This is a genomic window from Butyricicoccus faecihominis (assembly GCF_014648015.1).
Taxonomy (GTDB): domain Bacteria; phylum Bacillota; class Clostridia; order Oscillospirales; family Butyricicoccaceae; genus Agathobaculum; species Agathobaculum butyriciproducens.
In genome coordinates this window covers 199474-216220 of record NZ_BMQH01000005.1, presented here as the reverse complement: position 1 = coordinate 216220, position 16747 = coordinate 199474, and the positions used below count along the sequence as shown (strand labels likewise).

Below are 16747 nucleotides of genomic sequence, written 5' to 3'. Positions count from 1 at the left end.
TATTTGACTTTGCGAATCATGCATGTAATGGGCGGCGGCGATGTAGGCGGCGCCAAGACCCAGATTATGAATACCGTGACCGGACTCAACCGCAATAACGATGTGATGCTCATCTCGTTCCGCGCAGGTCCGTTTGCGGATGAAGCGCGCGAACGCGGCATTGATGTGCGCGTGATCGAGCGGCACAATCCATTCCGTGCGGCACGAACCATGCGCGACCTGGTAGATGCGTTCAAGCCCGACATTATTCACTGCCACGGCGGCCGTGCCAACCTGATGGGAGCCATGGTGCGCCGCAGCCGTCAGGTGCCGATCGTCACGACCGTGCACTCGGATTATCGGCTGGACTACCTCGGCAGTCCGCTCAAGCAGTACACGCTCGGCACGGCGAATGCCATTGCCCTGCGCTTTCTCGACTTCTATCAGCCGGTCGCGGACCGTATGGCACGCACGCTCATCGAGCGCGGCTTTGACCCGGAGCGCATTGTAAAAATCTACAACGGCATGGATTTTGACCGTCCGAAGGGCGAATTTGACCGTGTTGCCTATCTGCGGGACACCTACGGAGCCGAGATCGAGGACGGCGACGTGCTGTGCGGCATTGCCGCGCGTCTGACTGCCGTCAAGGATATTGCGACCACCATCCGCGGCTTTGCCGAGGCGCTGAAATCCGCGCCGCAGCTGCGCCTGTTCATCGCCGGTGACGGCGAGGACGAGGATATGCTCAAAAAGCTGTGCGACCAGCTCGGCGTGCGTGAGCGCGTAACATTCTGCGGCTGGGTATCGCCGGTCATGCCGTTCTTCCGCGCGATGGACATCAACCTGCTGTCCTCGGTGTCCGAAACCTTCCCGTACTCCATTCTCGAGGGCGTTTGTGCCGGCTGCGCGACCATCTGCTCGGATGTCGGCGGCATGCCCGAGCTCATCGACACCGGCGAAAACGGCTATATCTTCCCGGTCGGGGACGATAAGCGGCTGGCGGAATATCTGGTCCGTCTGGGCAACGATGCCGAACTGCGGCAGAAATTTGCGGACGCGCTGTACGAAAAAGCCTCCCGTGATTTCTCGCGCGACAAAATGTGCGAACGTCAGATGGAAAACTACCATCACCTGCTGGCACGGTTCCACCGTCCGAAAAACGAGCGCGAGAGCATTGTCATCTGCGGTGCTTACGGACGCGGCAACGCCGGTGACGACGCCATCCTCGAGGCCATCGTGCAGGAGATGCGCCAGCTCGATCCCGAACGCACCATCTGCGTTATGTCGCGCAGGCCGAAGGAAACGCGCCTGATCTACCGCACGAACGCCATCTATACTTTTAATGTGTTCTCCGTCCTGCGCAAGTTCCGTCATGCCGCGCTGTATATCAACGGCGGCGGCTCACTCATGCAGGATGTTACGTCCACCCGCTCGATCTGGTACTACTGCTACACGCTGTACGCCGCCAAAAAGCGCGGCTGCAAGGTAATGATGTACGGCTGCGGCATCGGTCCGATCAACCGTCCGGGCAACCGCCGGATGGCCGCCAGAACCATTGATGCATCGGTTGACCGCATCACGCTGCGCGATGACAATTCCCGCGCACTGCTTGCCGAAATGGGCGTTACCCGGCCGGATATCCGTGTTTCCGCCGACCCGACCATCATTCTGACGCCGGCGCCGCGTGAAATCGTCAATATCGCCCTCGAGCAGAGCGGCATTGACCCGAACGGAAAGTATATCGGCTTCGGTCTGCGCAACTGGAAGGGTCTGGACACGGCTCTGCCCGAAATCGCGGCTGCAGCCAACTATGCCTACGAAAAGCACGGCCTGACGCCGGTTTTCGTACCCATCGAGTTCCCGAGCGACCTCATGCCCGCAGAACGTGTCGGCGCACTGCTGCACTGTCCGTGGCACGCCGTGCGTACCCGACAGCCCATCGAAGTCACCATCGGCATCCTCTCCCGCATGAAAACCGTGGTTGGCATCCGACTGCATTCGCTGATGTTCTCCGCCGGTCAGGGCGTTCCGGTCGTCGGCATGAGCTACGACATCAAGGTGGACGGCTTCCTGAAATATATCGGCAGCCGCACCTGCCTGCAGCTTTCGTCCGTCAAGGCGGAGCCGCTGTGCCGCCTCATCGACGAGTGCGTCTCCGGTGCGCTCGATAACGAGGTGCACCGCACAGCGGAAATGCTGAGAGAAAGAGAATCCGAGAATGTGAAGGGTGCAGCGAAGCTGCTGAACATTTCCGAAAACTAAACCGTAGGGCGGGGTGCCCTCACCCCGCCGTCTTTACCATCTGCATACCGCTAACCACGGCGGGCCGAGGTCAGCCCGCCCTACGATATATGATAAAACAATCCACTAAAGGGGTTATATAGATATGAAGAACCACATCGTCTGTCTTTCGACAACGAACTACCATCCTCTGCCGACGCGCAAACAGAACGTGATGAGCCGTCTGCGCAACAGCGAAATCCTGTATTTTGATCCTCCGGTGTCCATGATCGCACCGCTCAAGGACAAAAAAGCCTCCGCATATATCGAAAAGTACAAGCAGCCTGGCGAAAAGGTCGAGGGGCACGAAAACATCACTGTTTACGCACTGCCGCCGGTACTGCCGTTTTTCAACAAGTTCCGCTGGATCAACAAAATCAACCAGAAGCGGCAGGCGGCGTTCATCCGCGAAAAGATGCGCGAGCACGGCTTCGGCGACGAGACCGTGCTGTGGTGCTACTCGCCGTCCTCGTGCGATATTGTGGAGCACCTGCCGCACTCCAAGCTGGTATATGACTGTGTAGACCGTCATTCCGCATACAAGGGCCACATCAATCCCAAGGTTGTGGACAAGATGGAATGCGATCTGGCCAAGCCTGCCGATCAGGTATTCGCAACCGCAGTCGGACTGGCAGAGACACTGGAAAAGATCAACCCGACCACCCAGATGATCCCGAACGGCGCGGCTTACGAGATTTTCTCGCGCGTACAGACCGAGAAGGACACCCTTCCCTGCCCGGAGGACATGAAGGATCTGCCGCATCCGATCTACGGCTTTGTCGGCATGCTGCAGGAGTGCATCGACTATGCACTGATCGAAAAGCTGGCGAAGAGCCGTCCGAACGCGACGATTTTCCTGATCGGACGCACGCTGCCGGGTGTTGACCTGACAAATCTCAAGCAGTACCCGAACATCGTATTCCACGGTCTGGTGCCGCAGCCCGAGCTGCCCGCATATCTGGCGCAGATGGACGTCTGCCTGAACGTATTCCGTGCCGGTGCGCTCTCCAAGGACGTTTCGCCGCTCAAGTTCTACGAATATCTGGCAACCGGCAAGCCGATCGTTTCCACGCGCGAGCCGCTGCAGGTCGAGGATTTCAAGGATGTGGTCTACATTGCCCGCAATCCCGAGATGTTCCTGCCGCTGTGCGATGCCGCTGCCAAGGAAAAACGTCCGGCATGGACGGAAAAACGCCTTGCCTACGGCGCGCAGTGCTCGTGGACCGAGCGCGTGCACCAGATGGAAGAGGTGCTTTATAAAAAGGGCGTTCTGCACGAAAGTGCAGAGGAGTAAAATTTATCTTTGGGCATTTACACAAATCCCGAAAAAAGCGGGTAAAATACTTGCATTAACAAGTTAAATTAGCTAAAATAAATATGTATCGTCACCGTTGGTTTTAAGAAAGAGGTGTACACATGACCGGCAGCGTATTTTTGAACCAGACTGCAGCTGAACAGTTTTTCGTTCTCGGGCATTCGTGCATTCTCTCGGGCATCGGTGCACATAAATGAGCGATTATAGGGCACGGGTATACCCGTGCCCTCATTTGTTTTTGTAGGAGGAATAACAAATGAAAAAAGTTCTCGTTGTCATGGGATCCGACAGTGATCTCAAGGTAATGGAAAAGTGTGTTGACCGTCTGAAATCGTTCGATATTCCGACTGAGGTCCGCATTTGCTCCGCGCACCGCACCCCGGCCGCTGCCGAGCAGCTGGCGAAGAACGCGGCAGCCGAAGGCTTCGGCGTTATCATCGCGGCAGCAGGCAAGGCCGCACACCTCGGCGGTGTACTGGCAGCTTATACCACGCTTCCGGTAATCGGCGTGCCGATGGCCACCAGCGTGATGGGCGGCATGGACAGCCTGCTCTCCATCGTGCAGATGCCCAAGGGTATTCCGGTGGCAACCGTTGCGATCGACGGCGCAGACAACGCCGCCATCCTCGCAGCACAGATGATCGCCCTGTCGGATGACGCGCTGGCACAGAAGCTCGCGCAGTTCAAGGCCGATATGGCAGCGGAAGTTACCGCAAAGGACGAAAAGGTTCGCGCTCAGTTCGCGTAATCTATATAGGTATCTCTGATACCGCATCCCCGCAAGGTAAAGGCATTGGGGCTGCTCCCATTGGCAGCTTCGATGTACAACCTGCAAACAACATTGTTTCAAATTAACACTACTTATACAAATGGAGGAATTGGACATGGAAAAGAAAGAACAGCTGTACGAAGGCAAGGCTAAGAAGGTATTCGCTACCGATGATGCAAATCTCGTAATCGTTGACTACAAGGACGATGCAACCGCATTCAACGGTGAGAAGAAGGGCACCATCACCGGCAAGGGCGTTATCAACAACGTAATGAGCAATCACATGTTCCAGCTGCTCGAGCAGCAGGGCGTGCCGACCCACTTTGTTGAGCAGCTCTCCGAGCGTGAGACCCTGGTAAAGAAGGTCTCCATTGTACCGCTGGAGGTCATCATCCGCAACATTTCCGCCGGTTCCTTTGCGAAGCGTTTCGGCGTGGAAGAGGGCATCGTATTCGACGAGCCGACCATCGAGTTCTCCTACAAAAACGATGAGCTTGGCGACCCGCTCATGAACGCTTACCACGCGATCGCGCTGAAGGCTGCTACCCGTGAGGAGATCGAGACCATCAAGGCAATGGCCTTCAAGGTAAACGAGGTTATGAAGCAGTACTTCGATACCCTGAACGTCATCCTCGTTGATTTTAAGCTCGAGTTCGGCAAGACTGCGGACGGCAAGATCGTTCTCGCGGACGAAATCTCTCCGGATACCTGCCGCCTGTGGGACAAGACCACCAAGGAGAAGCTGGATAAGGACCGCTTCCGTCGTGATATGGGCGGTGTCGAGGAGGCATATCAGGAGATCATGAAGCGCGTTATGGGCAAGTAAGCCCATCCGCAAGGCAAGATTCGGACAAGAAAAGGCTGAAGAATGAAATATCGTATTTTAAGAAAAAGCAGCACTCCGTTTGACAAGGTGCATGAGGAGTGCGGTGTATTCGGTATCGCAGCGCCGGAAGGCAAGGAGATTTCCGCCGCGCACGACGCGTATACCGCACTGTTTGCTCTCCAGCACCGCGGTCAGGAGGCTGCCGGTATCGCCGTAAACAAAAACGGCGTGATCCACTGCCATAAGGACACCGGTCTGGTCAGCGCTGTGTTCAATCAGGACATCCTGGACAACATGCCCGGCTCGATGGCCATCGGTCATGTGCGCTACTCCACCACCGGCGATACCCGCCGCGAGAACGCGCAGCCGATCTCCATCACCCATGTAAAGGGCAATCTCGCGGTTGCACACAACGGCAACCTCGTAAACGCAGGCGAGCTGCGCCGCGAGATCGAGCTGGACGGCGGCATTTTCCGCTCCTCGAACGACACCGAGGTTCTGGTATACACCATTGTTAAGGAACGCCTCAAGTGCGGCTCTATCGAAGAAGCCGTTATGAACACCATGCACCGCATTGAGGGTGCCTACTCTCTGGTCGTTATGTCTCCGCGCAAGCTGATCGCGGCACGCGACCCGCACGGCTTCCGTCCGCTGTGTATCGGCCTGTTGGACAACGACTGCTACATTTTCGCTTCCGAGACCTGCGCTTTGGACGCGCTCGGCGCAAAGTTCATCCGCGATGTAGAACCCGGTGAGGTCTGCGTTGTCGAAAACGGTGAGCTGCGCTCCATGCACTGCGGTATCGAGTGCAAGTCCTCCGCGTGCGTATTCGAGTACATTTACTTTGCCCGTCCGGACTCCATCATTGACGGTGCATCGGTTGAGCTGGCCCGTCAGGAGGCCGGCAAGTACCTGTCCATCGAGCATCCGGTCGGCGCTGACGTGGTTATCGGCGTACCGGATTCCGGTATTCCGGCAGCGATCGGCTACGCAAAGTTCTCCGGCATTCCGTACGGCGTGGGTCTCATCAAGAACCGCTATATCGCCCGCACCTTTATCCAGCCGGGTCAGGACAAGCGCGAGCGCTCGGTGCGTCTCAAGCTGAATGCCCTGCGCACCGCCATTGAGGGCAAGCGCGTGATCATGGTCGATGACTCCATCGTCCGCGGTACGACCTGCGGCCGTCTGGTAAAGCTGCTGCGCGATGCAGGCGCGGCTGAGGTCCACATGAGAATTTCGGCGCCACCGTTCCGTCATCCCTGCTTCTTCGGCACGGATATTCCGGAGCGCAACCAGCTTCTCGCCCACAACCGCACGGTTGAGGAAATGCGCGAGATCATCGGCGTGGATTCGCTCGGTTTCCTGTCGCTCGAGGCCTGCCGCAAGATCGCAGTCGGCTGCAAGCTGGGCTTCTGCGATGCATGCTTCTCCGGAGAGTACCCGATTCCGGTACCCGAGCAGGTGGATAAGAACATGTTCGAGATCGAGATTCCGCTCCCCTCTAACAAAGACTAACTTTTGAATTGAGAATGGAAAATGGAGAATGGAGAATTGCGGTACGGCGCACCGCGCCGCATAAAATAATCGCGCATTGCGCGAATCCGCAATTTTCCATTTTCAATTCTCAATTTTCCATTTTTCCCGTTCATACGATAAATGAAAGTGAGATGTAAAACATGAGTGTAAGCCGTTCTGAAAGCTACAAGGCTGCCGGCGTTGACGTTACCGCAGGCTATGAAGCGGTCAAGCTGATGAAGCCGATGGTAGAAAGCACCTTTACCAAGGGCGTTATGGGTACGCTCGGCGGCTTCGGCGGCCTGTTCCGTCCGGAGTTCAAGGGCATGAAGGATCCGATCCTCGTTTCCGGTACGGATGGCGTCGGCACCAAGCTCAAGCTGGCGTTCCTGATGGACAAGCATGACACCGTTGGCATCGACTGCGTTGCCATGTGCGTAAACGATATCGCCTGCTGCGGTGCACAGCCGCTGTTCTTCCTCGACTATGTTGCAGTCGGCAAGAACCATCCGGAGAAGATCGCACAGATGGTTTCCGGTATCGCAGAGGGCTGCCGTCAGGCAGGCTGCGCGCTGATCGGCGGCGAAACCGCTGAAATGCCGGGCTTCTATCCGGAAAACGAGTACGATATGGCCGGCTTCTCTGTCGGCATGGTCGATAAGGAAAAGATGATCGACGGCACCGGCATCAAGGCCGGCGACGCGCTGATCGGTGTAGCGTCCTCCGGCGTACACTCCAACGGCTATTCTCTGGTTCGCAAGACGCTCGGCATCAACGAGAAGTCGGTTCGCCGCTACATCGACGAGTTCGGCAAGACCCTCGGCGAAGAGCTGCTGACCCCGACCAAGATCTACGTTAAGGCGATCCAGTCCCTGATGGGCAAGGTTGAGGTTAAGGGCATCAGCCATATCACCGGCGGCGGCTTCTATGAGAATGTACCGCGCATGCTGCCGGCAGGCATCGTTGCCAAGATCGAGAAGGCTGCTATGCCGGTTCCGCCGGTATTCGACCTGATCGCAAAGACCGGCAAGATTCCGGAGCGCGACATGTACAACACCTTCAACATGGGCGCCGGTCTGGTTCTGGCCGTTGCCGCTGAGGACGCTTCCCGCGCGGTTGCAGCAATTTCCGCTGCAGGCGAGCAGGCTTATGTTATCGGCGAGTGCGTAAACAGCGCCGAAAAGGGCGTAGAACTCGTTTAAGTAAATTGAAAATGGAGAATTGAGAATTGGCGCTATCCTTGCGCGGGTTTCGTCCGCGCTGCGTGGTTCAGTGCAAAGCGATGTGTTGAATAATCGCGTTCTGCACGAATCCACAATTCTCCATTTCATTTGTTTTTTGGAGAAAAATAAATGACAAAAATTGCAGTTTTGGTTTCGGGCGGCGGCACAAACCTGCAGGCGCTCATTGACGCACAGCAGGCGGGCAAGATCGAAAACGGACAGATTTCGCTCGTGGTTTCGTCCAACCCGAAGGCGTATGCACTCGAGCGTGCCGCAAAAGCGGCTATTCCCTCCGAGGTGCTGCGCCGCAGGGACTTTTCCGACGCGGAAGAGTACGGCAAGGCGCTTACCGCTCTGCTGGAGAACGCAGACATCGGTCTGATCGTGCTCGCAGGCTTCATGACCGTCCTGCCGGACAGCTTCTGCCGCCATTTCGAAAACCGCATTATCAACGTACATCCCTCGCTCATCCCCTCCTTCTGCGGAGAGGGCTTCTACGGTCTGCGCGTGCATGAAGCCGCGTTGGCAAAAGGGGTAAAGGTTACCGGTGCGACCGTGCATTTTGTATCCGAAGTGGTAGACGGCGGCGCAATCATCGCGCAGAAGGCCGTTGAAGTGGAAGATGGCGACACACCGGAGACCTTGCAGAAACGCGTCATGCAGAACGCGGAGTGGATTCTTCTGCCGCAGGCAGTATCCGACTTCTGCGCAGGCAGACTGCGCGTGGACGGCGCTATCGTCCATAAAAACTGAACAGGAGTGACAGCATTATGAGCAAGAATGTTTTTGACATCAGCCAGGAGCTGATGAGCAACGCATATCCCGGCCGCGGCATTATTCTCGGCCGCACCCCGGATAATAAAAAGAATGTTATCGCCTACTTCATCATGGGCCGCTCGGAGAACAGCCGCAACCGCGTGTTCACCGAAACCGAGGACGGTATCCGCACGGAGGCATTTGACCCGTCCAAGATGGTCGATCCCTCGCTGATCATCTATCATCCGGTGCGCCTGTACAACGGCACCCTGGTCGTTACCAACGGCGACCAGACCGATACCATCGTGGACTATCTCAAGCAGGGCAAGAGCTACTTTGAGGCGCTCCGCACCCGCCAGTTTGAGCCGGACGCCCCCAACTACACCTCCCGCATTTCGGGCGTTGTCAATCCGGACGGCTCCTACAGCCTGTCCATCCTCAAGAACTTCACCTCGGACCGCACCGCCAACAAGCGTTTTTTCTATGAGTACGATAAGCCGGTTGCCGGTCTGGGCCATTTCATCCATACCTATCAGTGCGACGGCGATCCGCTGCCGCCGTTCCGCGGCGAGCCGAAGTGCATCCGCATCGAGCTGCCCATTCACGAGTTCACCAACCTGCTCTGGAACAGCCTGAACGAGCAGAACAAGGTTTCGCTGTTCGTGCGCTACGTCGATCTGGAGACCGGCGAAGTTGAGCAGGAAATCCGCAACAAGAACGCAGAATAACTGCGGCCTGATGAGCAGAAAGGACTATTTATGAAAGAATTAGCCTTAAAGTACGGCTGCAACCCCAACCAGAAGCCGGCCCGCATTTTTATGACCGAGGGCGAGCTTCCGATTGAGGTACTCAACGGCAAGCCGGGTTATATCAACTTCTGTGACGCATTCAACTCTTGGCAGCTCGTCCGTGCGCTGAAAAAGGCGACCGGCCTGCCCGCAGCTGCGTCCTTCAAGCACGTTTCTCCGGCCGGTGCCGCGCTCGGCAAGCCGCTGACCGATGTTGAGCGTCAGATGTACTTTGTTGACACCGACAAGGAGCTGTCCCCGATTGCATGCGCTTACATCCGTGCACGCGGCGCTGACCGTCTGTGCTCCTACGGTGACTGGGCGGCGCTGTCCGATACCTGCGACGCAGACACCGCTTCCTACCTCGCACACGAGGTTTCCGACGGCATCATCGCACCGGACTTCACCGCTGAGGCCCTCGAGATCCTCAAGACCAAGCGCAAGGGCGGCTACAACGTTGTCAAGATCGACCCGAACTACGAGCCAAAGCCGATCGAGCAGCGCGACATTTTCGGCATCCGCTTTGAGCAGGGCTACAACAACTACGAGATTAACGAGAGCCTGCTCACCAACATCGTTACCGAGAACAAGAATCTGCCGGAGAGCGCAAAGCACGACATGATCCTTGCGCTCATCACGCTGAAGTACACCCAGTCCAACTCGGTCTGCTACGTCAAGGACGGCATGACCATCGGTGTCGGCGCAGGTCAGCAGAGCCGCATCCACTGCACGCGACTCGCCGGCAACAAGGCCGACAACTGGTTCGTTCGTCAGCATCCGAAGGTTCTCGGTCTGCAGTTTGTTGACGGCATCCGCCGCCCGGACCGCGACAACGCGATCGACGTTTACACCTCGGACGAGTACGAGGATGTGCTGGCTGAGGGCGTATGGCAGAAGACCTTCAAGGTAAAGCCGGAGGTGCTCACCGCTGAGGAAAAGAAGGCGTGGATTGCAAAGAACACCGGCGTAACCGTTGGTTCGGACGCATTCTTCCCGTTCGGCGACAATGTAGAGCGCGCACGCAAGTCCGGCGTGGAGTACATTGTACAGCCGGGCGGCTCCATCCGTGACGACAACGTAATCGAGACCGCGAACAAATACGGCATCACGATGGCGTTCACCGGCATGCGTCTGTTCCATCACTAATGAAACTGCTGAAAGGCTATTATGCCTACTTAGCCGTATCCGGCGGACTGCTGCTCAGTCTGGCCGCGCAGCACAACTGGGCACTGCAGATATTGGCGTTCGCGCTGGTGTCTGCCGGTGCGCTGTCCGTGCAGAATGCGTCCCGCTGGTATATGCGCGCGAGCATTGCCGCGGACGTGACGATGGCGTTCAAGCTCATCCTCGGTCCGGCAGTCATCCCGCCCTGTCTGCTGCGGATTGTGCTGCAGTATGCGGCGCTCGTGCCGCTGCTGCTCACCGGCTGCATGCTGCTGATGGGTGTCAAAGACCAGATGCACAAGATCGAGCACAGCACGCTGCCCGAATGGGTTTTGCTGGTGGTCTGGAGCGCGGGCTACATTCTCGTGCTCGTCAGCGCCCCCGGCTGGCTGAACGACTATCTGTTTAACACCGTGTGGACACTGGCGAACAGCCTCATCTCCATCGGCGGTGTGGCACTCATCGTTGAAATGTTCCGCGCACAGCGCATATACCTACAAACGGAGGAACAATAAATGAAAGTTTTGGTTATCGGCGGCGGCGGCCGTGAGCACGCCATCGTCCATACATTGAAGAAGAGCCCCAAGGTTGACCATATCTGGTGTGCACCGGGCAACGGCGGCATTGCCGCTGAGGCGGAGTGTGTTGCCATCAAGGCGACCGACATCGACGGCATGGTGGCTTTCGCCAAGGAGCACAAGCCGGATCTCGTTATGGTAGCACCGGACGACCCGCTTGCACTCGGCATGGTAGACGCGCTCGAGGCCGCAGGCATCCGTGCCTTCGGTCCGCGCAAGAACGCCGCTATTATTGAGGGCAGCAAGTCCTTTGCGAAGGATTTAATGCAGAAATACAACATCCCGACCGCGGGCTACGCTGTTTTTGAGAACTCCGCAGACGCGATCGAGTACATCAAGAAGAACGGTGCGCCGATTGTTGTCAAGGCGGACGGCCTTGCGCTCGGCAAGGGCGTTACCGTGGCTATGACCGAGGAAGAAGCCATCGAAGCAGTCAAGGACGCCATCGACGGCGGCGCATTCGGCGGCGCCGGTGCGCGTGTCGTTATCGAGGAGTTTCTGACCGGTCCGGAGGTTTCCGTGCTGGCATTCGTTGACGGCAAGCACCTCAAGACCATGCCGTCTGCGCAGGATCACAAACGTGCCTACGACCATGACGAAGGTCCGAACACCGGCGGTATGGGCGCATTCTCGCCGTCCCGCTTCTATACCGACGATATTGCTGCCGAGTGCATGGAGACCATCTTCAAGCCGACCGTCGCGGCTATGGAGAAGGAAGGCCGTCCGTTCAAGGGCGTGCTGTATTTCGGCCTGATGCTGACCCCGAAGGGCCCGCGCGTTATCGAATACAATGCTCGTTTCGGCGATCCGGAGACGCAAGCTGTTCTGTCCCGACTGGACACCGACCTGTTCGACATCTTCAATGCCGTTATCGACGAAAAGCTCGAGGACATTGACATCAAGTGGGCGGACAATGCCGCCTGCTGTGTCTGCATGGCGTCCGGCGGCTATCCGAAGTCCTACGAAAAGGGCAAGGAGATCACCGGTCTGGACGATGTGACCGACTCGTTCGTATTCCACGCCGGCACCGCCGTCAAGGACGGCAAGCTGGTAACGAACGGCGGCCGCGTGCTCGGCGTAACGGCAGTTGCCCCCACGCTCGACGAAGCGATCCTCAAGGCGTATGCCGATGTCAAGAAAATTCACTTCGATAAGGCGCATTATCGCACCGATATCGGCGTAAAGTAATATTTTACGTTTATTGTAGGGCGGGCTGACCTCAGTCCGCCCTACATTCTGCGTGAATGGAAGAAAGGAAAAAAGAATGAAAATCGAACAGCAAAATCAGATTTTAGGCTGCATGAACGATGTTCTCAACCAGAACGGCTTCCGTGCGGAAATCATGCAGAAGGACGGCGCACCGACCATTCTGCGCTGCGAGGCAATGCGTCAGGGAAAGGTTGCCAAGGACGTTGTGATTGAAGCCTGCTTCATCCCGATGCAGCTGCCCGCAGAGGACATGGGTCTGCTGCAGTTCTTCGTCACTCTGTTTCAGGGTGCACCGGAAAACAACAAGGTGCAGCTCCGCCATGCGTGCGATTACTGCAACAACTTCTGTGCGCTCGGCTCGTTCGGCTTCTTTGAGGAGGCCGGTCAGATTTACCTCAAGCACAACACGCTGGTGGACGGCTCTCTCGAACTCGAGAAAATCATTCCGTTTGTGGCGGATAACATTTCCGTGCTGATTGCGGCAGTCTCCCGCTTCATCGACGGTCTGGCGCAGATTGCCTATGCAGGCATGACGCTCGACGCTGTTATCGAGCAGGACTTGTTCCCGAAGCTCGGCTGAAAAGCATAAAAACACCGCAGAGTAATGCTTAACCGTCGTAAGGAACTATAAGTCCTGCGGTTAGGGCAGAGAACGGTGTGACCGTTAAGGTCACGCCGTTTTTTTGCGTCCAAGGGTAGATTCTGCAATCATGGGTTCTGCCAGTGCGGGGATTTCCACATGGTTTCTTTCAAGAATCCGCGAAATCTGCTCTGGGCCTTTGCCGTCAATGCAGAGATCAAAGACGCGCTTGACAATCTGGGCAGCATCCTCATCCAGAATCCACTTGTCCTTGCCGCTGCTCGTTGCCCCATCTGCCGTGTTCGTCCAAAGGGCGAATGGGACACATGACATGAAGGTGCGGATTGGAAATGCCGACGTCCTCCTTGTCGAGAGAATGAACGGCAAAGTCCACTACCATCCCCGGCTCACAAAGTTCTCCAACAAAAATTGCCTTGCCAGAGCGATGTTCTCCTGCAAGGAAAACTCGTTCTGCAAGGCAATGTCAAAGCTGTACGCAAGCTGCGCTTTCTTTCCGCGTTCGACTTTCTCCACCGCGTTCCAGAGGGTTTCACGGTCTGCATACTCCGATGGCGCATGCGATGGCAACAGGATTTCAGAGCAGCGGACGCACAGTCTGTGTCGATTTACTCCGGCTCATCCTCATCGAGCAGCGTGAGTACATCAATCGGCGCGTCATTCTGCGTCACCTGCACATGCACATGGGTGCCGAGTGCGGATTCTGCGGGAATGCTGTCCGCGCACACGCCGAGCGCCTCACCGGCGGAGACAACCTGTCCTTCCTGCACGCGTACATCGTCCATGCCGCAGTACGACGAGGTCAGGCCGTTATTGTGCGTCAGCGTCACGCAGGTGCCGTACAGGCCATCCTCGGCAATCTGCTGCACAGTGCCGTCGGTCAGTGCGAGCACGGTTTCGCCGGCTTCGGCAGAGAAGTCCGTGCCGGCATGAACACGCCAGTCGCCCATGGTCGGCTGGAACAGCAGCGTGTCACCCGAGAACGGCGTCAGCACGGCTCCGGACACCGGCCGCACATACACGGGTGCGCTGACCGTCACCGCCGGTTCCGGCTCTGCCGCCGTGACCGGCTGCTCCTCAAGCACCGGCTCGGGTTCCTGCTCCTGCTGCGGAACAGTGGCCGGTTCGGTCGGTGCTTCTGCGGTCGAGTCGGCCGGTGCGATGATAGGCATGCCGGTGTCCGGCTCGACCGCGTTCTGCCGGTGTGCATTGCCCCAGATCACCCATGCGGATGCGGCGATGATGAGCGCACACAGCGAAAGAATGGTGTAGAATCCGCGGGTAGAGAGCACCGCGGTGTGTTTGGATTGATATTGCTTCATGTCCCTTTACCTCCGTTGCTGACAGTATGGTCGGCTGCTGCGGAAAATATACGCGCCGCCGAAAATTTGCCGCACAGCGAACACTTCATCGGCAGATGCCGGATAGTCCACAAAATGGGAGACGTCTGCGGATTGTACCCAATCGCCGAATGTGGTATACTAAATAAAAAAAGAGAAACGCAAGGAGGGTAAAGACTATGGAACTGGCTGACTTTTTCGCAATTGACCGGCTGTCGCAGCACGACGAGGAACTGCTGATCGAATCCGCGATGCAGATGCAGCAGATGATGCTGCTGTACGAATCCGGCATCCGTGAGATCAAGACCAAGCTGGATATTCTAAGCGATGAGTCGCGTATTTCGGGCAAGCCAAGCCCGATTGATGCCATCAAAAGCCGCATCAAAAGCCCGCGCAGCATTATCAGCAAGCTCAAGCGGCGCGGATTCCCGATCACGCTGCAGTCCATGATAGACAATCTGAACGATATTGGCGGTATCCGCGTGATCTGTCCGTTTATCGAGGATATTTACACAGTAGCGGACATGCTCATGCGGCAGGATGACTTGACGCTGATCGAGAAGAAGGACTACATTGCCAATCCCAAGCCGAACGGCTACCGCAGCCTGCATCTGATCCTCGAGGTGCCGATTTTCCTCGCGGAACGCACGCAGCCGGTACGCATCGAGCTGCAGATTCGCACGATGGCGATGGATTTCTGGGCCAGCCTGGAGCACCAGCTGCGCTATAAATCCGATGTGGAGATTCCGGAGCATGTATCCGATGATTTGAAGAAGTGTGCGGATGTTATTGCGGAGACCGATCAGGAGATGCAGCGCATCGCAAAAGAACTGAAAGTGCTGTAAAAGGAGAAATTATGCAATACATACCCATTATAACCCTGGTCCTGGTTATTATTCTGCTGGGACTGGTCATCGTTCTGCTGACCCGCAAGCCGGAAAAGCCGGAGCTTCCGCAGCAAATTGACCCAACCGCATCCATTACTGCGCTCGGCACGCTCGTGACACAAAACCTGCGCGAAGGCCGGGAAGCACAGAGCAATCAGCTTTCCGCGATGGACAAGAGCCTTGGCGACAAAATGAGCGGTCTGACCGATCAGCTCGGTCGGTTTGAGACGCGTCTGCAGGGCTTTACAGCGGAAACAACACAGAATCTGACCAATATCCGCGAAACCGTGGACAAAAACCTGCACACCTTCACGGGTGAGACTAAGCAGAATCTGGAAACCATTCGCAGCACGATGGACAAGAATCTGCACACCTTCACGGGTGAGACCAAGCAGGATTTGGAGAACATCCGCGTTACAGTGGATAAAAACCTGCGTGCCATGCAGGAGGACAACAACAAAAAGCTGGACGATATGCGTCAAATTGTAGACGAAAAGCTGCAGAAAACGCTGTCTGAGCGCATGAATGAGTCATTCAAGCTGGTCAACGAGCGTTTGGAGCAGGTTTACAAGGGCCTCGGTGAGATGCAGACGCTGGCACAGGGTGTCGGTGATTTGAAGAAGGTGCTCACCAATGTCAAAACCCGCGGCATTGTGGGTGAGATTCAGCTGGGCGCGATCCTCGAGGACATTCTCGCGCCCGAGCAGTACGAAACCAACGTGGCGACCGTGCCGAACAGCCGCAATGTGGTCGAGTATGCGGTCAAGCTGCCCGTTGAGGACGGCAGCTTTGTCTGGCTGCCGATCGACTCCAAGTTCCCGGGAGACACCTACGGGGCGCTCCGTGATGCGTACGAGGAAGGCTCGCGCGAGCAGATTGACGCATGCGTCAAGCAGCTGATCGCCACTCTGAAATCCGAGGCGAAGGACATTCACGACAAGTATCTTGCACCGCCGCATACGACCGAGTTCGGCATCATGTTCCTGCCCTTCGAGGGACTGTACGCCGAAGCTGTCAGCCGCGGCATGGTGGAGATTCTGCAGCGGGACTACCATGTCAATCTGGCCGGTCCGAGCACGATGGCGGCGCTGCTGAACAGCCTGCAGATGTCGTTCCGCACGATTGCGATTCAGAAGCGCTCGGGTGAGGTCTGGAGCGTTCTGGGTGCGGTCAAGACCGAGTTTGACAAGTTTGAAGCCTGCCTGACGCAGACGCAGAACCGACTCGATCAGGCGAGCCGCGAGCTGGATAAGCTGGTCGGTACGCGCACGCGCGCTATCCGCCGCAAGCTGAAGGGCGTTACCGAACTCAGCGAGAGCGAAACGCAGAAGGTTCTGGATATCGGCACCGATTCGGAAGAAGAGTGAAGCGCTGAGCGGAAAGAGATTCTCAACCGCTTTCTCGGCAAAAGAAAACACCGCAGAGCAAGGCTTAATAGTGATAAAGTACTATTTAGCTTTGCGAGGGGCAATATACAGATACTGCCGCCGTATCGGCGTATGAGCCGAATATCTGACTTT

Annotated in this window: 16 protein-coding genes and 1 pseudogene; 15 read left to right on the top strand and 2 right to left on the bottom strand. The window is 56.8% G+C overall.

All coding sequences use genetic code 11. From position 1 onward, the window contains the following. Positions 1-18 precede the first annotated feature (18 nt). From csaB to IEY11_RS15215, 13 genes are all read left to right on the top strand, one after another. Positions 19-2241 carry a polysaccharide pyruvyl transferase CsaB gene (gene csaB / locus IEY11_RS06815; RefSeq protein ID WP_243183971.1) on the top strand — a complete coding sequence of 741 codons (2223 nt, stop codon included), beginning with the start codon at positions 19-21 and terminating at the stop codon, positions 2239-2241. Positions 2242-2365: 124 nt separating this feature from the next. Beyond that, positions 2366-3553 carry a glycosyltransferase gene (locus IEY11_RS06810; protein ID WP_118729165.1) on the top strand — a complete coding sequence of 396 codons (1188 nt, stop codon included), beginning with the start codon at positions 2366-2368 and terminating at the stop codon, positions 3551-3553. Between the two features lie 277 nt (positions 3554-3830). Continuing rightward, positions 3831-4322 (top strand): 5-(carboxyamino)imidazole ribonucleotide mutase, encoded by a 492-nt coding sequence (purE, locus tag IEY11_RS06805; RefSeq protein ID WP_110435884.1) that lies wholly within the window; start codon positions 3831-3833, stop codon positions 4320-4322. 136 nt (positions 4323-4458) lie between these two features. Next, positions 4459-5169 (top strand): phosphoribosylaminoimidazolesuccinocarboxamide synthase, encoded by a 711-nt coding sequence (purC, locus tag IEY11_RS06800; protein WP_110435883.1) that lies wholly within the window; start codon positions 4459-4461, stop codon positions 5167-5169. A 42-nt stretch (positions 5170-5211) separates the two neighbouring features. Further along, positions 5212-6684, top strand: a complete 1473-nt coding sequence (gene purF, locus IEY11_RS06795; RefSeq protein WP_118360633.1) for an amidophosphoribosyltransferase — start codon at positions 5212-5214, stop codon at positions 6682-6684. 161 nt (positions 6685-6845) lie between these two features. Continuing rightward, entirely contained in the window at positions 6846-7886 is a 1041-nt protein-coding gene (gene purM, locus IEY11_RS06790; RefSeq protein ID WP_118360632.1) for a phosphoribosylformylglycinamidine cyclo-ligase, read from the top strand. Positions 7887-8036: 150 nt separating this feature from the next. Beyond that, positions 8037-8660 (top strand): phosphoribosylglycinamide formyltransferase, encoded by a 624-nt coding sequence (purN, locus tag IEY11_RS06785; protein ID WP_118360631.1) that lies wholly within the window; start codon positions 8037-8039, stop codon positions 8658-8660. A gap of 17 nt (positions 8661-8677) precedes the next feature. After that, complete coding sequence (locus IEY11_RS06780) at positions 8678-9391, top strand: IMP cyclohydrolase (protein ID WP_117492078.1); 714 nt, start codon at positions 8678-8680, stop codon at positions 9389-9391. A 30-nt stretch (positions 9392-9421) separates the two neighbouring features. Beyond that, positions 9422-10597 (top strand): phosphoribosylaminoimidazolecarboxamide formyltransferase, encoded by a 1176-nt coding sequence (locus IEY11_RS06775; RefSeq protein WP_118360630.1) that lies wholly within the window; start codon positions 9422-9424, stop codon positions 10595-10597. After that, positions 10597-11130 (top strand): hypothetical protein, encoded by a 534-nt coding sequence (locus IEY11_RS06770; protein ID WP_188886149.1) that lies wholly within the window; start codon positions 10597-10599, stop codon positions 11128-11130. Before IEY11_RS06775 ends, IEY11_RS06770 begins: the two co-directional genes overlap by 1 nt. Continuing rightward, positions 11131-12381: a phosphoribosylamine--glycine ligase gene (gene purD, locus IEY11_RS06765; RefSeq protein ID WP_188886148.1), complete on the top strand. Its 1251-nt coding sequence runs from the start codon at positions 11131-11133 to the stop codon at positions 12379-12381. A 76-nt stretch (positions 12382-12457) separates the two neighbouring features. After that, on the top strand, positions 12458-12982 hold the full coding sequence (locus tag IEY11_RS06760; protein ID WP_110435875.1) for a type III secretion system chaperone family protein: 525 nt from the start codon (positions 12458-12460) through the stop codon (positions 12980-12982). Between the two features lie 159 nt (positions 12983-13141). Further along, positions 13142-13312, top strand: coding sequence for a hypothetical protein (locus IEY11_RS15215; RefSeq protein ID WP_407926645.1), 171 nt, complete (start codon positions 13142-13144; stop codon positions 13310-13312). Here the strand turns inward: IEY11_RS15215 and IEY11_RS06755 are convergent. Together IEY11_RS06755 and IEY11_RS06750 are read right to left on the bottom strand one after the other, a co-directional pair. Further along, a pseudogene (locus IEY11_RS06755) lies at positions 13254-13591 on the bottom strand (MobA/MobL family protein); the annotation flags it as partial. The gene IEY11_RS15215 and the pseudogene IEY11_RS06755 sit on opposite strands and share 59 nt — an antisense overlap. Before the next feature lie 17 nt (positions 13592-13608). Further along, the gene (locus IEY11_RS06750) at positions 13609-14322 is read right to left on the bottom strand and encodes a M23 family metallopeptidase (protein ID WP_188886147.1); all 714 of its coding nucleotides are present in this window, start codon (positions 14320-14322) and stop codon (positions 13609-13611) included. A gap of 197 nt (positions 14323-14519) precedes the next feature. Here IEY11_RS06750 and IEY11_RS06745 point away from each other — a divergent pair, with 197 nt between their 5' ends. Together IEY11_RS06745 and IEY11_RS06740 are read left to right on the top strand one after the other, a co-directional pair. After that, on the top strand, positions 14520-15185 hold the full coding sequence (locus IEY11_RS06745) for a GTP pyrophosphokinase (protein ID WP_117492072.1): 666 nt from the start codon (positions 14520-14522) through the stop codon (positions 15183-15185). 11 nt (positions 15186-15196) lie between these two features. After that, a complete protein-coding gene (locus tag IEY11_RS06740) occupies positions 15197-16594 on the top strand; it encodes a DNA recombination protein RmuC (protein WP_188886146.1) in 1398 nt (465 codons plus the stop codon). Positions 16595-16747: the final 153 nt, after the last annotated feature.